General features: G+C 69.0%; 14 protein-coding genes. 8 read left to right on the top strand and 6 right to left on the bottom strand.

Features of this window, described 5'->3' with window-relative positions:
• Positions 1 to 3: 3 nt before the first annotated feature.
• Together ACWF9G_RS13740 and ACWF9G_RS13735 are read left to right on the top strand one after the other, a co-directional pair.
• Positions 4 to 405, top strand: a complete 402-nt coding sequence (locus ACWF9G_RS13740; RefSeq protein WP_379306621.1) for a hypothetical protein — start codon at positions 4 to 6, stop codon at positions 403 to 405.
• Between the two features lie 89 nt (positions 406 to 494).
• Positions 495 to 929, top strand: coding sequence for a hypothetical protein (locus tag ACWF9G_RS13735; RefSeq protein ID WP_452515511.1), 435 nt, complete (start codon positions 495 to 497; stop codon positions 927 to 929).
• 13 nt (positions 930 to 942) lie between these two features.
• Here ACWF9G_RS13735 and ACWF9G_RS13730 read toward each other — a convergent pair whose 3' ends face one another.
• Both ACWF9G_RS13730 and ACWF9G_RS13725 read right to left on the bottom strand, forming a co-directional pair.
• Positions 943 to 1,758 carry a hypothetical protein gene (locus ACWF9G_RS13730; RefSeq protein ID WP_379306617.1) on the bottom strand — a complete coding sequence of 272 codons (816 nt, stop codon included), beginning with the start codon at positions 1,756 to 1,758 and terminating at the stop codon, positions 943 to 945.
• A 70-nt stretch (positions 1,759 to 1,828) separates the two neighbouring features.
• On the bottom strand, positions 1,829 to 2,653 hold the full coding sequence (locus tag ACWF9G_RS13725) for a DUF3097 domain-containing protein (RefSeq protein WP_452515509.1): 825 nt from the start codon (positions 2,651 to 2,653) through the stop codon (positions 1,829 to 1,831).
• 193 nt (positions 2,654 to 2,846) lie between these two features.
• On the opposite strand from ACWF9G_RS13725, the gene ACWF9G_RS13720 reads away from it, so the two are divergent.
• The 4 genes from ACWF9G_RS13720 to ACWF9G_RS13705 all read left to right on the top strand — a co-directional run bounded on the left by ACWF9G_RS13720 (position 2,847) and on the right by ACWF9G_RS13705 (position 7,950).
• Entirely contained in the window at positions 2,847 to 3,278 is a 432-nt protein-coding gene (locus tag ACWF9G_RS13720; RefSeq protein ID WP_379306613.1) for an NfeD family protein, read from the top strand.
• Between the two features lie 2 nt (positions 3,279 to 3,280).
• Complete coding sequence (locus ACWF9G_RS13715) at positions 3,281 to 4,522, top strand: SPFH domain-containing protein (protein WP_379306611.1); 1,242 nt, start codon at positions 3,281 to 3,283, stop codon at positions 4,520 to 4,522.
• Between the two features lie 120 nt (positions 4,523 to 4,642).
• Positions 4,643 to 6,886, top strand: a complete 2,244-nt coding sequence (locus ACWF9G_RS13710; protein ID WP_452515506.1) for an ATP-binding protein — start codon at positions 4,643 to 4,645, stop codon at positions 6,884 to 6,886.
• A gap of 251 nt (positions 6,887 to 7,137) precedes the next feature.
• Complete coding sequence (locus ACWF9G_RS13705) at positions 7,138 to 7,950, top strand: IclR family transcriptional regulator (RefSeq protein WP_379306607.1); 813 nt, start codon at positions 7,138 to 7,140, stop codon at positions 7,948 to 7,950.
• A 7-nt stretch (positions 7,951 to 7,957) separates the two neighbouring features.
• Here ACWF9G_RS13705 and ACWF9G_RS13700 read toward each other — a convergent pair whose 3' ends face one another.
• The 3 genes from ACWF9G_RS13700 to ACWF9G_RS13690 form a co-directional block, all read right to left on the bottom strand.
• Positions 7,958 to 9,166 carry a molybdopterin-binding protein gene (locus ACWF9G_RS13700; protein WP_379306605.1) on the bottom strand — a complete coding sequence of 403 codons (1,209 nt, stop codon included), beginning with the start codon at positions 9,164 to 9,166 and terminating at the stop codon, positions 7,958 to 7,960.
• Positions 9,167 to 9,401: 235 nt separating this feature from the next.
• Complete coding sequence (locus ACWF9G_RS13695) at positions 9,402 to 10,016, bottom strand: DUF305 domain-containing protein (protein ID WP_379306717.1); 615 nt, start codon at positions 10,014 to 10,016, stop codon at positions 9,402 to 9,404.
• Between the two features lie 2 nt (positions 10,017 to 10,018).
• Complete coding sequence (locus ACWF9G_RS13690) at positions 10,019 to 11,593, bottom strand: LVIVD repeat-containing protein (RefSeq protein WP_452515503.1); 1,575 nt, start codon at positions 11,591 to 11,593, stop codon at positions 10,019 to 10,021.
• Between the two features lie 221 nt (positions 11,594 to 11,814).
• On the opposite strand from ACWF9G_RS13690, the gene ACWF9G_RS13685 reads away from it, so the two are divergent.
• Positions 11,815 to 13,536 carry a BCCT family transporter gene (locus ACWF9G_RS13685; RefSeq protein ID WP_452515501.1) on the top strand — a complete coding sequence of 574 codons (1,722 nt, stop codon included), beginning with the start codon at positions 11,815 to 11,817 and terminating at the stop codon, positions 13,534 to 13,536.
• Here the strand turns inward: ACWF9G_RS13685 and ACWF9G_RS13680 are convergent.
• The gene (locus ACWF9G_RS13680; RefSeq protein ID WP_452515633.1) at positions 13,533 to 14,411 is read right to left on the bottom strand and encodes a 3-methyladenine DNA glycosylase; all 879 of its coding nucleotides are present in this window, start codon (positions 14,409 to 14,411) and stop codon (positions 13,533 to 13,535) included. The genes ACWF9G_RS13685 and ACWF9G_RS13680 overlap by 4 nt on opposite strands.
• Positions 14,412 to 14,693: 282 nt before the next feature.
• Between ACWF9G_RS13680 and ACWF9G_RS13675 the strand changes: the two genes are divergently transcribed.
• Positions 14,694 to 15,260, top strand: coding sequence for a nucleoside deaminase (locus ACWF9G_RS13675; RefSeq protein WP_452515499.1), 567 nt, complete (start codon positions 14,694 to 14,696; stop codon positions 15,258 to 15,260).
• Position 15,261 lies beyond the last annotated feature (1 nt).

The raw sequence follows: 15,261 nt of genomic DNA, 5'->3' as shown, positions 1-15,261 counted from the left end.
CCGATGCGTTCGACAATGTCCCGCCACGGACGGACGGCGGGTGTTCTCCTCGTCCTGACCGCCACGACGCTGGGGCTCAGCGGCTGCGGCGACGACTCCGGGTACGACGCCGTCGGCCCCACCCCCACCGAACCCACCATCTCGCAGGCGTCGGTGGACGAACTCTGCGGCATCCTCGACGGCCAGAAGGGCACCTGGAAGGCCCTCGGCCCACCGGTCGCCCGGGTGGCGTTCACCGGCGCGATGAAACTGTGGACGGTGCGGGACCCGGTCGCGAACGCCGCGATCTCCTGGAACCGGCACATCGTCGACACCGTCACCACCCGGACCTGCCCCGAGGTCCGCACCGCGACGCTGAAAGTCCTCGACCAGCCCGATCTGAAGACCGCGATCGGCGGATTCTGAACCGGCGCTTGTCACTTCGCCCGCCCGCTGCGCTAGCATCGCCCGCAGACCTTCGACGGAAGGTGGACATTCGCGACGGGGGAGGCCCGATGAATCATGCCGAAATGCCGGTGAGCGCACTAGTGCTCGCGTCCGCGACGGACGCTGTCGAAGCTCGCCGCGGGGGCGGTGGTGACGGGGTGAGTATCGGCATCGGCCTGCCCGATTGGGTCTGGATCACCATTCTGGCGGTGATCGCGGTGATCATCCTGATCGTGGTCATCCGCAAGGTCAGCGGCGGTTCGAACAACGGTGCGCCCCAGCAGATGCCGCACCAGCAGTACCAGCAGCCGCGACCGCAGCAGCCGTACCCACCGCAGTACCAGCAGCCCCATGGATACCCGCAGCAGCCACACGGACACTATCCGCCGCAGTACCAGCAGGCGCCGTACCCCCAGCCGTACCCGCCGCAGCAGCCGATGCCGTATCCGCAGCAGGCGCCGTACCAGGGACAGCCGCAGTATCAGCAGCCCTACCGGCGCTGACGGACAGGCGAGGCTAGCGCGCGGGCCTGGCGGCGGCATGCACTGCCACCAGCCGGGCCTCGCGGATCGTGTTCCACAGCGGCCGCAGCAGCGACTCGTGCGCACCGATCGCGGTGGCCGAGGTCGGCGAGGACGCCGGTTCGTGCTGGGCGACGGTGAGGATCGCCGCCACATGGTCGGCGGTGTCGAGAATGCGCTTGGCGCGCAACGGAATCGAGTCGGGGTAGGCGTGCCGGGAGTACGCCGCCAGCTGCGCTTCGATCTGCTCGCGCGGATCGGCGTCGGTGTTGCCGACGGAGGTGGTGTGCAGCTGCATGAGGGCGTCGGCGGCGTCGCGGACGGCCTCGCGCATCGTGTACTCGGCCTCACCGAGGGACATGTCGGGACCGGTGACGCGCGGGATATCGACGCTGTAGACGGTCCACTGCAGGGTTTCGTCGTCGTCCCACTGCGGGATCAGGCCGGTGCCCTCCTCGCCGGGAACGCCGAGCAGCAGACCTTCCTCGGCCTCGATCGCGTCGGCGGCGAACGCGGTGCCGACCGGCAGCCCACGCACGTCTCCTGGCGCGGGCAGCACCAGGCGCAGGTGCGCACCCGCGGGCGCCATCGCCTCCCGGATCACCTTCAGCAACGGCATGACCCCGGTGCCCACCCCCTCCTCGCGCGAGGTCCACGGCAGGTCGCTGCGCCCGCCGGTGACCGGATCGCCCGCGGCCAGTGTGTGCCGCGCCGCCCAGGCGTGCAGTGCCTCCAGGAGGTCGTCGGGCGCGCTGGTACCGGCCAGCCAGGAGCCGGCCCACAGCGTCAGCGTGGCACTGGGAGAGCACATAATCATCGAGCATAAAGGTTTGCCCGGCTTCGCGTGCGGGCACCGAGGACCTGTCTGACCTGCGGGTCGACTACTCGGGCTCGGTGACGAAGTCGATGAGCCGTTCGACAGCGCCGATCAGCGGCGCCTCCAGATCCCGGAACGAGCCGACCGCGTCGTAGACCCGGCGCCAGCCTTCCTGCGGTGTTCCCCAGCCGAGGCGGGCGCAGATGCCGGTCTTCCAGTCCTCGCCGCGCGGCACCGTCGGCCAGGCGTCGATGCCGACCGCGGCGGGCCGCACCGCCTGCCACACATCGATGAACGGATGCCCGGTCACCAGCACGTGCGGGCCGAGGCCGGTGGTCAGCTGGGTCTCCTTGGAGCCGGTCACCAGGTGGTCGACCAGCACGCCGACCCTGGCACCGGGACCGGGTCCGAACTCGGTGAGCCGGGCGCCGAGATTGTCCAATCCCTCGAGATGCTCGACGACGACGCCCTCCACCCGCAGATCGTGCCCCCACACCCGCTCGACGAGCGCCGCGTCGTGCACACCTTCCACCCAGATCCGGCTGGTCCGGGCGACCCGGGCGCGCAGGCCATCGACCCGCGTAGACCCCGACGCCGACCGGGCGGGCTGCTTGGCCGCAGACGCGGTCGGGCGCACCAGCGTCACCGGTTTCCCGTCGATGAGGAACGCCGCTTCGCGCAACGCGAACAGCCGCACCGCGCCGCGCCCGTCCTCGAGTTTCACGAAGTCGCCGTCGTAGCTGCGGTCGAAACCGACTACCGCGCCGCAGAATCCGCTCGCCGCGTCCTCCACCACCAGATCCCGCTCGGCACTCACCTTGGGCACCGGTGTCTTCTTGGTCCGCTGGTGTCCGGAATAGATGTCGCCGTATCCGCCACGTGCACTCACGCCATGCAAACTACCGCGCGCAGATGGTCATCGCTGTGACCGCCGCACAGCCGGCCGACTGATTTCGTCCGAACATGGGTAACTCCGCCCCCACCTCCAACGTTTAACTCTCCCAACGCAGGACCTGGCTGGGGGGCGTTCCACCTTCCTACTAGTACGGCCTAAATACGCGGGGAGGCGGTACGGTGGGGTCGTGGCCGCAATAATCTGGCTGATCGCGGGCATCGTCCTGGCGGCGGCGGAAATGCTCACCGGGGATCTCACGCTGCTCATGCTCGGTGTCGCCGCACTCGGCACCGCGGCCGTGAGCGCCGCCGCGGGCCTGCCACTGTGGGGCGATGCGCTGGTGTTCGGCGCGGTCGCGGGGGTGCTTTTCCTCGGTGTGCGGCCGGTGCTGCGCCGCAAGTTCGGTTCCCCGCCCCCGATTCCGACGAATGTCGATGCGCTGCCGGGGAAGTCGGCGCTCGTACTCGAAAAGGTCGCGGAACATTCGGGTCAGGTCAAACTCGGCGGTGAAGTGTGGACCGCGCGGCCGCTCGACCCGAACGATGTCTATGACGCCGGCGTGACCGTCTACGTGATGAAGATCGACGGCGCGACCGCCGTCGTCTGGAAGGGTCCTTAGCAATGGTTGCCTTGATCGTGGCCGCCGTCCTCGTCCTGCTGGTCGTGGTGGTGGTCTTCAAATCGATCGCCCTGGTCCCGCAAGCCGAGGCGGCGGTGATCGAACGGCTCGGGCGTTACTCGCGCACCGTGTCCGGTCAGCTGACGTTCCTCGTCCCGTTCGCCGACCGCGTCCGCGCGAAGGTGGACCTGCGCGAACGGGTCGTGTCCTTCCCGCCGCAGCCGGTGATCACCCAGGACAACCTCACCCTGCAGATCGACTCGGTGGTGTATTTCCAGGTCACCAGCCCGCAGGCCGCCGTCTACGAGATCAGCAACTACATCGCCGCCGTCGAGCAGCTCACCGTCACCACCCTGCGCAACGTGGTCGGCGGCATGACCCTGGAGGAGACGCTGACCTCCCGCGATCAGATCAACAACCAGCTGCGCGGCGTCCTCGACGAGGCGACCGGCCGCTGGGGCCTGCGGGTGGCGCGGGTCGAGCTCAAGTCCATCGATCCGCCGCCGTCGATCCAGGAATCGATGGAGAAGCAGATGAAGGCCGACCGCGAGAAGCGGGCGATGATCCTCACCGCCGAAGGCACCCGCGAGTCGCAGATCAAGACGGCCGAGGGTGCCAAGCAGGCCCAGATCCTGGCCGCCGAGGGTGGTAAGCAGTCCGCGATCCTCTCGGCCGAGGGTGAGCGCCAGAGCCGCATCCTGCGCGCCCAGGGTGAACGCGCCGCCTCCTACTTGCAGGCGCAGGGTCAGGCCAAGGCCATCGAGAAGGTGTTCGCCGCCATCAAGAACGGCAAGCCGACGCCGGAACTGCTTGCCTACCAGTACATGCAGACCCTGCCGATGGTGGCCCGCGGCGACGCCAACAAGGTGTGGCTGGTGCCCAGCGACTTCGGCAAGGCGCTCGAGGGTTTCGCCCAGAACTTCGCCACCAAGGGCGAGGACGGCGTGTTCCGGTACGAACCGTCCGCCGAGGAGCACCCGCCGGTGAAGATCGAGGACGACTCCGACGTCGCCGACTGGTTCGAGACCGCCTCGGACCCGAAGATCGAGCAGGCGGTGCGCGCCGCGGAAGCGACCGCCCGCACTCCCGTCGAGGGTTTCGAGCCGTCGCGACCGAAAACCGTTGCGCCGGTGGAACACCCGTCGCTGCCGACGCCACCGCCGATCGCACCCGAGCAGCAGCCGCCCGCACCACGCCCGGACGACCCGTACGGTCGCCCCTGGCAGCCGCCGCAGCACAGCTGAGCCGAGCGGGGCGGTCGGGCCGACCGCCCCGCGAGTGTGCCGAAAGCCGCCGCCGAGGTCGCTGCGCGTGCGACAGTAGCGGGCGTGGGCAGGCGTGTGTCAGGGAACCTCCCGGCGGAAGTGACCAGCTTTGTCGGCCGCGACGACGATGTCGCGGCGGCCAGGAAACTGCTCGGCGGTACCCGGTTGCTCACGCTGACCGGGGTGGGTGGCGTCGGCAAGACCCGGTTGAGCAGGCGGGTCGGCGAGGCCGTGCAGCGGGTGTTTCCCGACGGGGTGTGGCTGGTCGAATTGGCGCCCGTCAGCGATCCGAACCTGGTCACGGCGACCGTGGCACGCGAGCTGGGCCTGCGCGACGACACCAGCGCGCCGCTGGCCGTCCTCACCGATTTCCTGGCAGAGCGTGACCTGCTGCTGATCCTCGACAACTGCGAGCACGTGATCGACGCGTGTGCGGCGCTCGCGGACCGGATCATCCCGGCGACGACCGGTCTGCGGATCCTCGCGACCAGCCGCGAACCGCTCGGCGTGCCGGGCGAACAGGTCCTGCCGGTCGCGCCGCTGTCGGTGCCGGATCCGGCCTCCGGGGACCTCGACAGCCCTGCGGCCCGGCTGCTCGTCGAGCGCGCGACCGCCGCGGACCCGGCCTTCCGCAGGACCCCGGCCAACGCGGCGACCCTGGCCGCGATCTGCCGTCGGCTCGACGGCATTCCGCTCGCGCTGGAATTGGCGGCCCTGCGGATGCGGATGTTCACCCCCGACCAGGTCCTCACCCGCCTCGACGACGCGATGGGCCTGCTCACCACCGGTCTGCGCACCGCGCCGCATCGTCAGCAGACCTTGGCCTCGGCGATCCGCTGGAGCTATGACCTGTGCACGCCCGACGAGCAACAGCTCTGGGAGCAACTGTCGGTCTTCGCGGGCGGCTTCGACCTCGACGCCGCGGAAGCGATCTGCCTGGTCGGTTCGCCGCCCGCGCTGCTGGCCGCGCTGACGGGGTTGGTGGAGAAGTCGGTGCTGGCCTACGGACCCGGCGCCGACGGCGCGGGACGGTATTCGATGCTCGAGCCGTTGCGTCAGTTCGCCCGCGACCTGTTGCGAGCGCGCGGCGCCGAACACGCGGTTCGCGTCGGCCATCGTGAGTACTACTACCAGCTCGCACGGCGCTCGCGCACCGACTACTGGAGTGCCACCGACGTCGACTGGTTCCGCGATGTCGCCCGCGAGCACGCCAATCTCCGTGCGGCACTGCAATTCTCGCTCGGCGATCCAGCCGGCGCCCGGCGCGCGCTGGAGATCGCGACCGAGCTGTGGCCGTTCTGGGAGCACTGCCACTTTCTGCTGGAGGGCTATCGCTGGTTGTCCGAGGCACTGGCGAAAGACACCGAGCGCAGCGTCGACCGGGCCAGGGCGCTGGCGGCGAGCTCGGTGATCGCGGCCATGCTGTCCGACACCGCGACGGCGGCGGATTTCGTCCGAGCCAGTGCGGAGATCGCCGCCGAATCCGGGTCGGCGCAGGTGCTGGTCGAAGCCGAGATGGCGCGGGCGGTCCTGGCCTTCGGGGCGGGTGATCTGCGCGCCGCACTGGACATCGCCGTGGCGTCGTCGGTGAGCGCGAGCGAGTGTGCCCACCCCCGGGTGGAGATGGAGAGCCTGGCGTTCGCCGCCGTCTGCGCGCTGGCCCTCGACGACCCGGTCGCAGGCGCCATGGCCGAACGCCTGCTGGCACTGACCACCGAGCACGGCTCCCACCTGCTCGGTGGCCTCGCGTACTGGGCGGTCGGCACCCAGCGGTGGCGCGACGGTGATCAGGAGGGCGCGGTCGCGGCGCTGCGACGGTCGATCGAACTGTTCCGGCTGTTCGATCGGTGCGCCTGGCTCGCCACCAGTGTGGACGGCCTGGCCTGGGCGGCGGCCGCCGACGGCGACCTGGTCCGCGCCGCCCGCCTGATGGGGGCGGCTTCGACTGTCCGCCAAGGCAGTTCGCAACGGCTGGCGCACGCGATGACCCAGCTCATCGGTCAGCGGGTCCGTGCTCGCGTCGAGGCCGCGCTGGGGGAGCGGGAGTTCGGTGCCTGCTTCGACGCGGGCGCCTCGCTGACGCTCGACGACGCCGTCGACTACGCGATGGACAGCTCGCCGCCCCCGGTCGCCGCCGTCGAACCGGTCGGGCCGGACGTGCTGACCCGCCGGGAACGCGATGTCGCCCGCCTGATCGCCCTCGGCTACGGCAACCGCCGGATCGGGCAGGAATTGGTGATCTCGATCCGCACCGCCGAGAGCCACGTCGACCACATCCTCACCAAACTCGGCTTCACCTCCCGCACCCAGATCGCCGCCTGGGTCAATCGGAACACCCTCTGACGCTGCCACTTCCGTGCGGAAACGGGGTGGGCGATCCCGGTGGGTGGAGCCGGCTCGCCGCTGAGTGGGACCGCATCCGTGCGTGGCGCGGCCGGGTGACGAGGATGGGGGTATGGCGTCGGCCCGGTGCACACGGGACCGGACAAGATCCGTAGTCGCCGGGTGATCTCCGTAGTTTCCTGGATTCCCGCACGCGCTCGGGACGGCACTGTGAGGAGGGACACAGCAGTGCGAAGTAGATGAGGTGAGCCATGACGGTCGACGTGCTCGTCCAGGCCGGGTCCGCGCAACGCAACGATCCACCGCCGGTATCGATGATCGAGCGGATGACGCTGATCCTGGACGCGTTCGACGGGGCGAGTCCGGTCCGCACCTTGATCGATGTCGCCGAACGCACCGGGCTGCCGCGCTCGAGCGTGCACCGCATCATCGATCAGATGGTCCGGCTGCGCTGGCTCGCGCACGTACCCGGTGGCTACCGACTCGGGACGCGCGCACTCGAACTCGGCGGGCTCGCCGTCGAGCACAACGAGATCCGGGACGCGGTGAGCCCGCTGCTGCACGAGGTGTGTCAGCGGACCGGCATGGTCGGGCACCTCGGCGTGCTCGACGGCCCCGAAGTGCTGTATCTGGACAAGGCGGTCGGCCGCTCCTGCGACAGCATCCCCACCCGCCTCGGCGGCCGGATGCCCGCACACTGCACCGCTGTCGGTAAAGCGTTGCTCGCCACCCTGGAACCGAGCATCGTCGAGCTGGCTTTCCGGGAGCGGCTGCCGCGGCTGACGCCGCGCACGATCAGTAACCGGGCCGAACTGCATCGCGAACTGGGCCGTGTCCGCAGTCATCAGGGGGTCGCCGTCGATCGCGAGGAGTCGGTCGCCGGCGTCGTGTGCGTCGCGGTGCCGATCCGGGGCCGCGCGCCCGGTGCGGTCGCCGCGCTGTCGCTGTCGGGCAGGCTCGGCGGTGCGCGCGCACCCGGCACGAGCAGTCTGGCCCGGATCCTCGTAGAAGTCGCCGACGAAGCAGCGAGGGCGGTCTTTCCCCGGTATGCGCGATGGCGGTAGCGCGGGTTCAGTGGGGGAGCGGGAGCAGTTCCACCAGGGTGCCGCGGCCGGTGCCGGGCGGGAGCACGGCCAGTGCCTGGCAGCCGATGAGGCCGGCCAGGTGGGGCGTGTGCGCGGGACCGGTGCTGCGCCAGACGCCGCCGGTCTGCTGCTGCACCGGCACGATCCGCGTCGCCTCACCGTTCGCCACACCGGCGTCCGACAACCTGCCCCACATCGTCGGGCCGGGCGTACGCAGGGTGAGCGCGTCGATGACGGCGGGGCCGATGGCCAGCAGGGCCGCGACCGCGGCGAACGGATTGCCGGGCAGGCCGAGCAGGACGCGGCCGTCGGGCAGCTGCGCCACCAGTGTGGAACCGCCAGGACGGATCGCCACCCGTTCGACGACGATGCGCGCGCCCAGATCGGCCAGCAGCGTGCGCAGGTGGTCGGCGGCGCCGCGGCCGGTCGCCCCGACCATCACCACCAGGTCGGCATGGGATTTCAGCGTCAGCCAGGAGCGCAGCAGGTCGTGGCCGTCGGCGAGATGCCACAGTCCGGTGCTCTCGATATCGCAGCAGCGCAGGAACTCCGGCAGCACCGGTCCCAGCGAGTCTCTGGTCTCCCCCGGCCCGAGCGGGCCGACCGCGCGGATCTCGTCACCGGTCATCACCACATCGGCCCGCAACGGCCCGCGCACGGTGACCGTCTCGGCCTCGGCGCTCAACGCTGTCGAGGCCAGCGCGGCCGACACCCGGGTGCCCGCGCCCGCCAGCTCGACACCGGTGTCCCAGTGCTCGCCCTGCCGCCGGGTGTCGTCGCGCACCGGCGCGCCCTGCGCCCGCATCACCACCGGCTTGCCCGATACCGTCGTCGTCACCACGTGCTCGTCACGCAGGGTGGCGGTGGTCCCCAGTGGCGTGGCCGCGCCGGTGGCGATCCGCACCGCCTCACCGGGCGCCAGCACCACCGAACAGCTCCGTCCGGCGTACCTGACCTGCTGATGCAGACGCCACCACGGACCAGGACCCGACACGGCGTAACCGTCCATCGCCGCGCTGTCCACCCGGGGGAGCGGAGAGCCGGTGGTCAGGGCGACGGCCAGCGTGGCGCCGACCGCATCGGCCACCGGTAGTTCCCGCACGCCGATCGGCAGCAGGTGTTCGGCAATCTGCGCGCGCACCCTGGCCAGCCCGCATTCCACGGCCGGAACAACCACACCCGCTCGTGCGCTCACCACCACGTCCAGCCTCCGACCACAGTTCACCGACAATCCTGCACATCGTCCGCACGGGCCATTGCCTGCGATTTTCTGTGCAGTTGCCCCACGGTGACGTTGTGCTCACCAGGCCCGATCGGATCTGGTGCGCATTCGGACACATCGCCGTCTCGGCGGTCATCGGAGGCGGGCACCCGGTGAGCCTGGGCCGATTCCCGACTGGTCGTCGTCGGACGGGGCGAGAAGGCACGGTTCAGGGGCGGACGCCCCTGGCGTCGAGAAGCATGCCGAGGTAGCCCAGTTCCTGGCTCTGGGACTGGGCCATGGCGCGCGCGGCCTGCTTCACCGGTCCCGAGGTGAGCAGCGCGTCGGCGGCGCGGGCCATGGTGACACCACCCGAGTGGTGGCGGTACATCAATTGCAGGAACAGGGTTTCGGCCTCGGCGCCCCGCGCGGCGGACAGGGCGTCGAGGTCGGCGGTGGCCGCCATCCCCGGCATCGTTGAGGCCGAATCATGGTGGTGCCCAGCCGATGCCGCCATCCACGTCATCGGCTGCGCGGCGGTCGGCGCGGCGCGGGCCAGCTGGGTCCAGCCGAGGAGCGTCCCGATCTCCACCCGCTGGGTGTCGGCGATCTGGTCGGCCAGCCTGCGCACGGTCGGATCGGCAGCGGGGTCGAGGCGTTCGGTGAGGATCAGCGCCTGCTGGTGGTGTGCGGTCATGTCCTGGGCGAAGCCGAGCTCGACAGCGGTGAGTACCGGTGCGGGCGTGGTGGTTTCGGGAATCAGCAGCGGACGCAGTGCCGCGCCGAGCACCAGCAGGAACGTGGCGGCGGCACACAGCGCGGCCACCCGGATGACACGGCTCATCCTCACGACCCGACCGTGGATTGCTGATCCGCGGGCGGCGTATACACCTCGTTGTCGAGCTGTAGCACCATGAACCCGTTGTCGGAACAGGCGACGTAGAGCTGATCGCCACGCCACTCCGGCGGCGAGAAACACCAGTCGCTCGACATGTCACCGAACGCGATATCGCCTGCGCGGGAAGTCAATACCTGCGCGGGATCGAACAGCCCCTCCGCCATCGCCCGCAGCGCGGCGGGCGCGCTCATGAACGGAACGCCGATGATCGAGACCAGCGCGTGCGGTGAGTTCCAGATCTCCAGATTGCGCCCGGTCCGCGCCGGCGGATTGAAGTAGGCGATCTCGCGGATGGCGTCCGGATCGCGCACGTCGAACACCCGTACCCCGGAGGAGATCCAGCCGCACGCCAGCGCCGTCGGATTGTCGGGGCGATCGGCCGCGCAGTAGTGCGATTCGTAGGAGAACGCCGAACCACCCATCGACGACCCGACATTGGCATCGATATTGTCCGGCAGATTGATCTCCAGTTTGATCTTCGCGGCGATCCGCGGCGCGCTGTCGTCGGAGACATCGATGAGTTTCACACCGCCGGAACCACCTTCGTCGACCGTGAAGATGTGCGGCACGCCGTCGTAGGTGACCGGCACGCTGTGCTGGGTGGCCCACCCGTCGGTCCAGAACGTCCGGCCCAGATGCGGCACCTGCGGATTCGGGTCGCGCCGCTGCACCGCGCTCACATCGAGCACGGTGAAACCGCCGAGCGCGGAGATGTAGAGCCGGTTCCCGTCCGGGCTCACGCCGAGCCCGTGCGCCTCGATCCCGGTCAGCCCCTGCCAGACGACACGCGGCTGCGCCGGATCGGTGAGGTCGACGGCACTGAGGAAGCCGGGCACCAGACCCGAAGCCCAGTACGTGCGGCCGTCGGGGGAGAAGCCGCCCTCATGGGTCGTGATCGGCAGCGGCATCAGTAGATTCGAGCCGGTGCCTGGGTTGAGCAGACGCGGGTGCGCGCAATCGGAGATGTCGTACACCGAGAGATATCCCGCGCCGAGAGCGGCTGGGACACCCGTTCCTACGAGCAGTTTGCGAGTGGTGTTGACCTTCAACGTCTCCCAGGTTCCCGCCAGCATCGCGGGCTCGACGAGTGTCGCCGTCAGCCGGGGGTTCGCGGGATCGGACACATCGAGTACCTGGACGCCCTGGTGTTCGCTGAGCATATTGCCAGGAAAGAACGTGCCGACATAGGCGCAGTGCTCGAAACTCGTGGACGTGATGCCGGCACCGCGGCCCTGATAGTTGCCCACCATCGACACATTGCAGCGATAACCCTGCGTGCTGCGGCCACTGTCTCGGTCACCGGCGGGCACATCGCCCTGTAACCCGGTTTCCGGAAGCGATCCCGGCCCGCAGTCCGCCCGCGGGACGGCGGTCCGCCCGACGTCGAAGAATTCCTGCACCGCACCGCTGAGCTCGGCGAACGGATCCGCCGCCGACCCTGCGGGCAACCCGATGCCGACCAGTGCGGTGACGGCCGCCAGTGCCGTGTACCGCAAGACCGCCCTACCCGAACGTCCGCGCATCCGTTGCCTCCCGACCATTACCAGCCCCACTGACCCAGACAGCCGTCCGTTGTTGTGGATGGTAAATCGAGTGGTGCGTCCGCGCGGGTGGTTTCGCCGAACCGGCCGCTCGTCCGGCGGGTCGAATCCCCCACCCCGATGACGGAACGCTGTACGGTTGCCTGAGTTACGGCAGGTGCAGCCGGCGGGACGGTTCCGCGACCGGAGAGGACTCGGATTCCATGTCGAACGATGTCGCAGGCGGGTCCGATGGTCCGGACGCGACCGGAAAGATGGTTGCGGGACAGTCGCCAGGAAGATACCGGCTGGACCGATTCGTCTTCAGCGCCACCGCGATCGGCGCACTGACCTTCGTCGCCTGGGGTGTCCTCGACGACGAGAGCCTCGCCTCGGCCGCCGGAACCGCGCAGAAGTGGGTCATCACCAACACCGGCTGGTTGTTCGTCCTGGTGGCGACGGCGTTCGTCGTCTACGTGATCTGGCTGGCGGTCAGTAGATACGGGCGGATCCCGCTCGGCGCCGACGACGAGAAGCCCGAATTCCGCACCGTCTCCTGGATCGCGATGATGTTCAGCGCGGGCATGGGTATCGGGCTGATGTTCTGGGGCGTCGCGGAACCGTTGTCGCACTACGTGAGTCCGCCACCGCACACCGCCGAGCCCGGCACGCCAGCCGCCGCCGAGGTCGCGATGGCGACCACGCTGTTCCACTGGACCCTGCACCCGTGGGCGATCTACGCCGTCGCCGGTCTGGCCATCGCGTACGGCACCTTCCGGAAAGGCCGCTCGCAGTTGATCTCCGCGGTGTTCCAGCCGCTGCTCGGCCGGCACGCCGAGGGCATCGGCGGCCGCGCCATCGACATGATGGCGATCTTCGCGACGCTGTTCGGTTCGGCGGCCTCCCTCGGCCTCGGCGCCTTGCAGATCGGCGCGGGCATGGAGTTCAACGGCTGGATCGACGGCATCGGCAAGATCGGCCTGGTGGCCATCATCTCGGGTTTGACGGTCGCCTTCGTGCTGTCGGCGGTGTCCGGGGTGGAGCGCGGTATCCAGTGGTTGTCGAACATCAATATGGTGCTGGCGCTGGCGATCGCGGCGTTCGTCTTCGTCGCCGGGCCGACCCTGTTCGTGCTCAATATGGTCCCGACCTCGATCGGTGACTATGTGGAGTTGCTGCCGACGATGGCTTCCCGCACCGGCGCCGGTGACGAGGTGATGCAGAGGTGGCTGTCGAGCTGGACGATCTTCTACTGGGCCTGGTGGATCTCGTGGACGCCGTTCGTCGGCATGTTCATCGCCCGGATCAGCCGCGGCCGCACCATCCGCCAGTTCGTCACCGGCGTGCTGCTCGTGCCCAGCGCGGTGAGCCTGCTGTGGTTCGCGGTCTTCGGCGGGGCAGGCATCGCCGAGCAGGCCGCAGACGGCGCGCTCACCGAGGCCGACGGCTCCGTCGACTCGAACTTCGCCCTGTTCCACCTGCTCGACCAGTACCCGATCACCTCGGTCACCACGGTGCTGGTGATGATCCTGGTCGGCATCTTCTTCGTCTCCGGCGCCGACGCGGCCTCCATCGTGATGGGCACCCTCTCCGAACGCGGCAGCATCGAACCGTCCCGCCTGATCGTCATCTTCTGGGGCGCGGCCACCGGCGCGGTCGCCGCGATCATGCTGGTGATCGCCGACTCCGACGATCTCGGTGGCGCGCTGACCGGCCTGCAGGCACTGACGACGGTGGTATCGCTGCCGTTCCTGGTGGTGATGGCGGCCATGTGCGTCTCGCTGTACAAGGATCTGCGCGAGGACCCGCTCATCCTGCGCGCCGACCGCGGCATCGAGCTGGTCGAGGTCGCCGTCGACAAGGGCACCGAACTCCACGAAGGCGACTTCGCGCTGGTCACCGAACCCACCGACGACGAGGTCGAGGAACAACCCGACCGCGGCTAGCCCGCTGTCTCGACCCGCTCCAGCACTGCCGAGAGATCGGCACAGGCCTGCCGCAGACGACCCCGCAGCGCGTCGGCCGACTCGGCGATCGCGGCCTGCGCTCGCACGTAATCGGCTCGCCCGCTGGGCGTTTCGATGCGGACCGGCGCATAGCCCAACTCGCGCAGATCATACGGACTGGCCCGCATGTCGAGTTCGCGTGCGGTGCAGGCGAGTTCGAAGCAATCGAGCAGCAGATCCGAGGAGATCAGCGGCGCGAGCTTGAATCCCCACTTGTAGAGATCCATATTCGCGTGTAGACAGCCCGGCTGTTCCCGCAGCACCTGATCGGCCCGGGTCAGCGGTTCGGCATTCCGTCCGACCGCATCGGGAGTGAAGAAGCGAAACGCGTCGAAGTGCGTGCAACGCAACGACATCGACTCGACCACCGCATCGGTCCCCGCATGCCCGAGCCGCAACGGCACCTGCTGATGCCGGACGTCATCGGTCCGATAGACCATCGCCCACTCGTGCAGCCCGAAACACGACAACTGCGCCGGGCGCCGCGCCGTCGCGCCCAGCAGCCTGCCCACGAACTCGACGGTGTCCCGCCGCTTCACCAGATAAGCCGGATCGGCGGTGAACACCTCGCCCTCTACCTGGTGATAACCGCGCGCACCGTCGTAGTCCCGCGCATCGTCCAACCCGACACCGAACCCGGGATGCCAGCGCCGCAACTGCGACGGCTTGTTGCCGTAGTAGGTGAACAGGAAATCGATCACCGGATGCGTGGTACCCGCCGCCCGACGCTCCAGATACGGCCCGACCAGCCGATCGAGCCTCTCCCGATGCGCCAGCGCACGCGCCTGCCACTCGACCGCAGGCAATACCCGCAGGTCGAGAGCATGGTCCAGGTCGTAGTGCGCGCTCACCAGGCCATTCTCCCGCACCGGTCTGCGCGGACGGATTCAGGCCCGGACAGTTGCTTTCGTGCATCGGCCACTCCGCACACTATTTCGCGCCGGTCGGGCCGGAGGTAGATTCAATGTGCGGCGGAGGCCGAGTTGCTCGTGTGGCCGTGGCCGCGACGGCGCGAAATAGCCGTTGTGCGAGACACCGGGAGAGCATTCCGTGTGTCCAAGAAATCACGTCCATACTCTTGCGAGGTGTAATTTCCGATGACACCGGATGAACTCATGGAAGAGGCTTGCAGACTGGCAATAGAGTCGGTCGACAATGATTGGGGCGGACCGTTCGGCGCCGTCATCGCGAAGGACGGAGTGATCGTCGCGCGGGGACAGAATCGGGTGCTGCTCACCGGCGATGCCACTGCGCACGCCGAAGTCGAATGCATCCGCAAGGCGACTCAAGTAGTCAATGGTGAGGCCCCGAGTATTGCCAAAGAACACCAGAACGAGTCGACGCTCGAATTGGTCCCGCGGCCTGCGGGATCCGCCGACAAGCTACCGGAGCGGGCGAAAATGTTGATGGGGATGGAGATCTTCATCAGCGGCGCCCCCTGTCCCATGTGCATGAGCGCGATCTATTGGGCGCGTCTGGACGCCGTGCATTTCGCGAGCGATTTGGCGGACACCAGCGAAATCGGCTTCGACGACGCGTTTCAATACGAGGACTTCACGAGGCCGCTGTCCGAGCGGCGGGTGAAAATCGAACAGTTCCGCAGGGATCTGGGCGCCGAAGCGTACAAGACCTGGGCCGAAAAACCCGATCAGCACCCGTACTGAC

The sequence above is a fragment of the Nocardia sp. NPDC055029 genome (assembly GCF_053608525.1).
The sequence above is the reverse complement of the archived record's forward strand: the minus strand, read 5'-3'. Positions and strand labels throughout refer to the sequence as shown.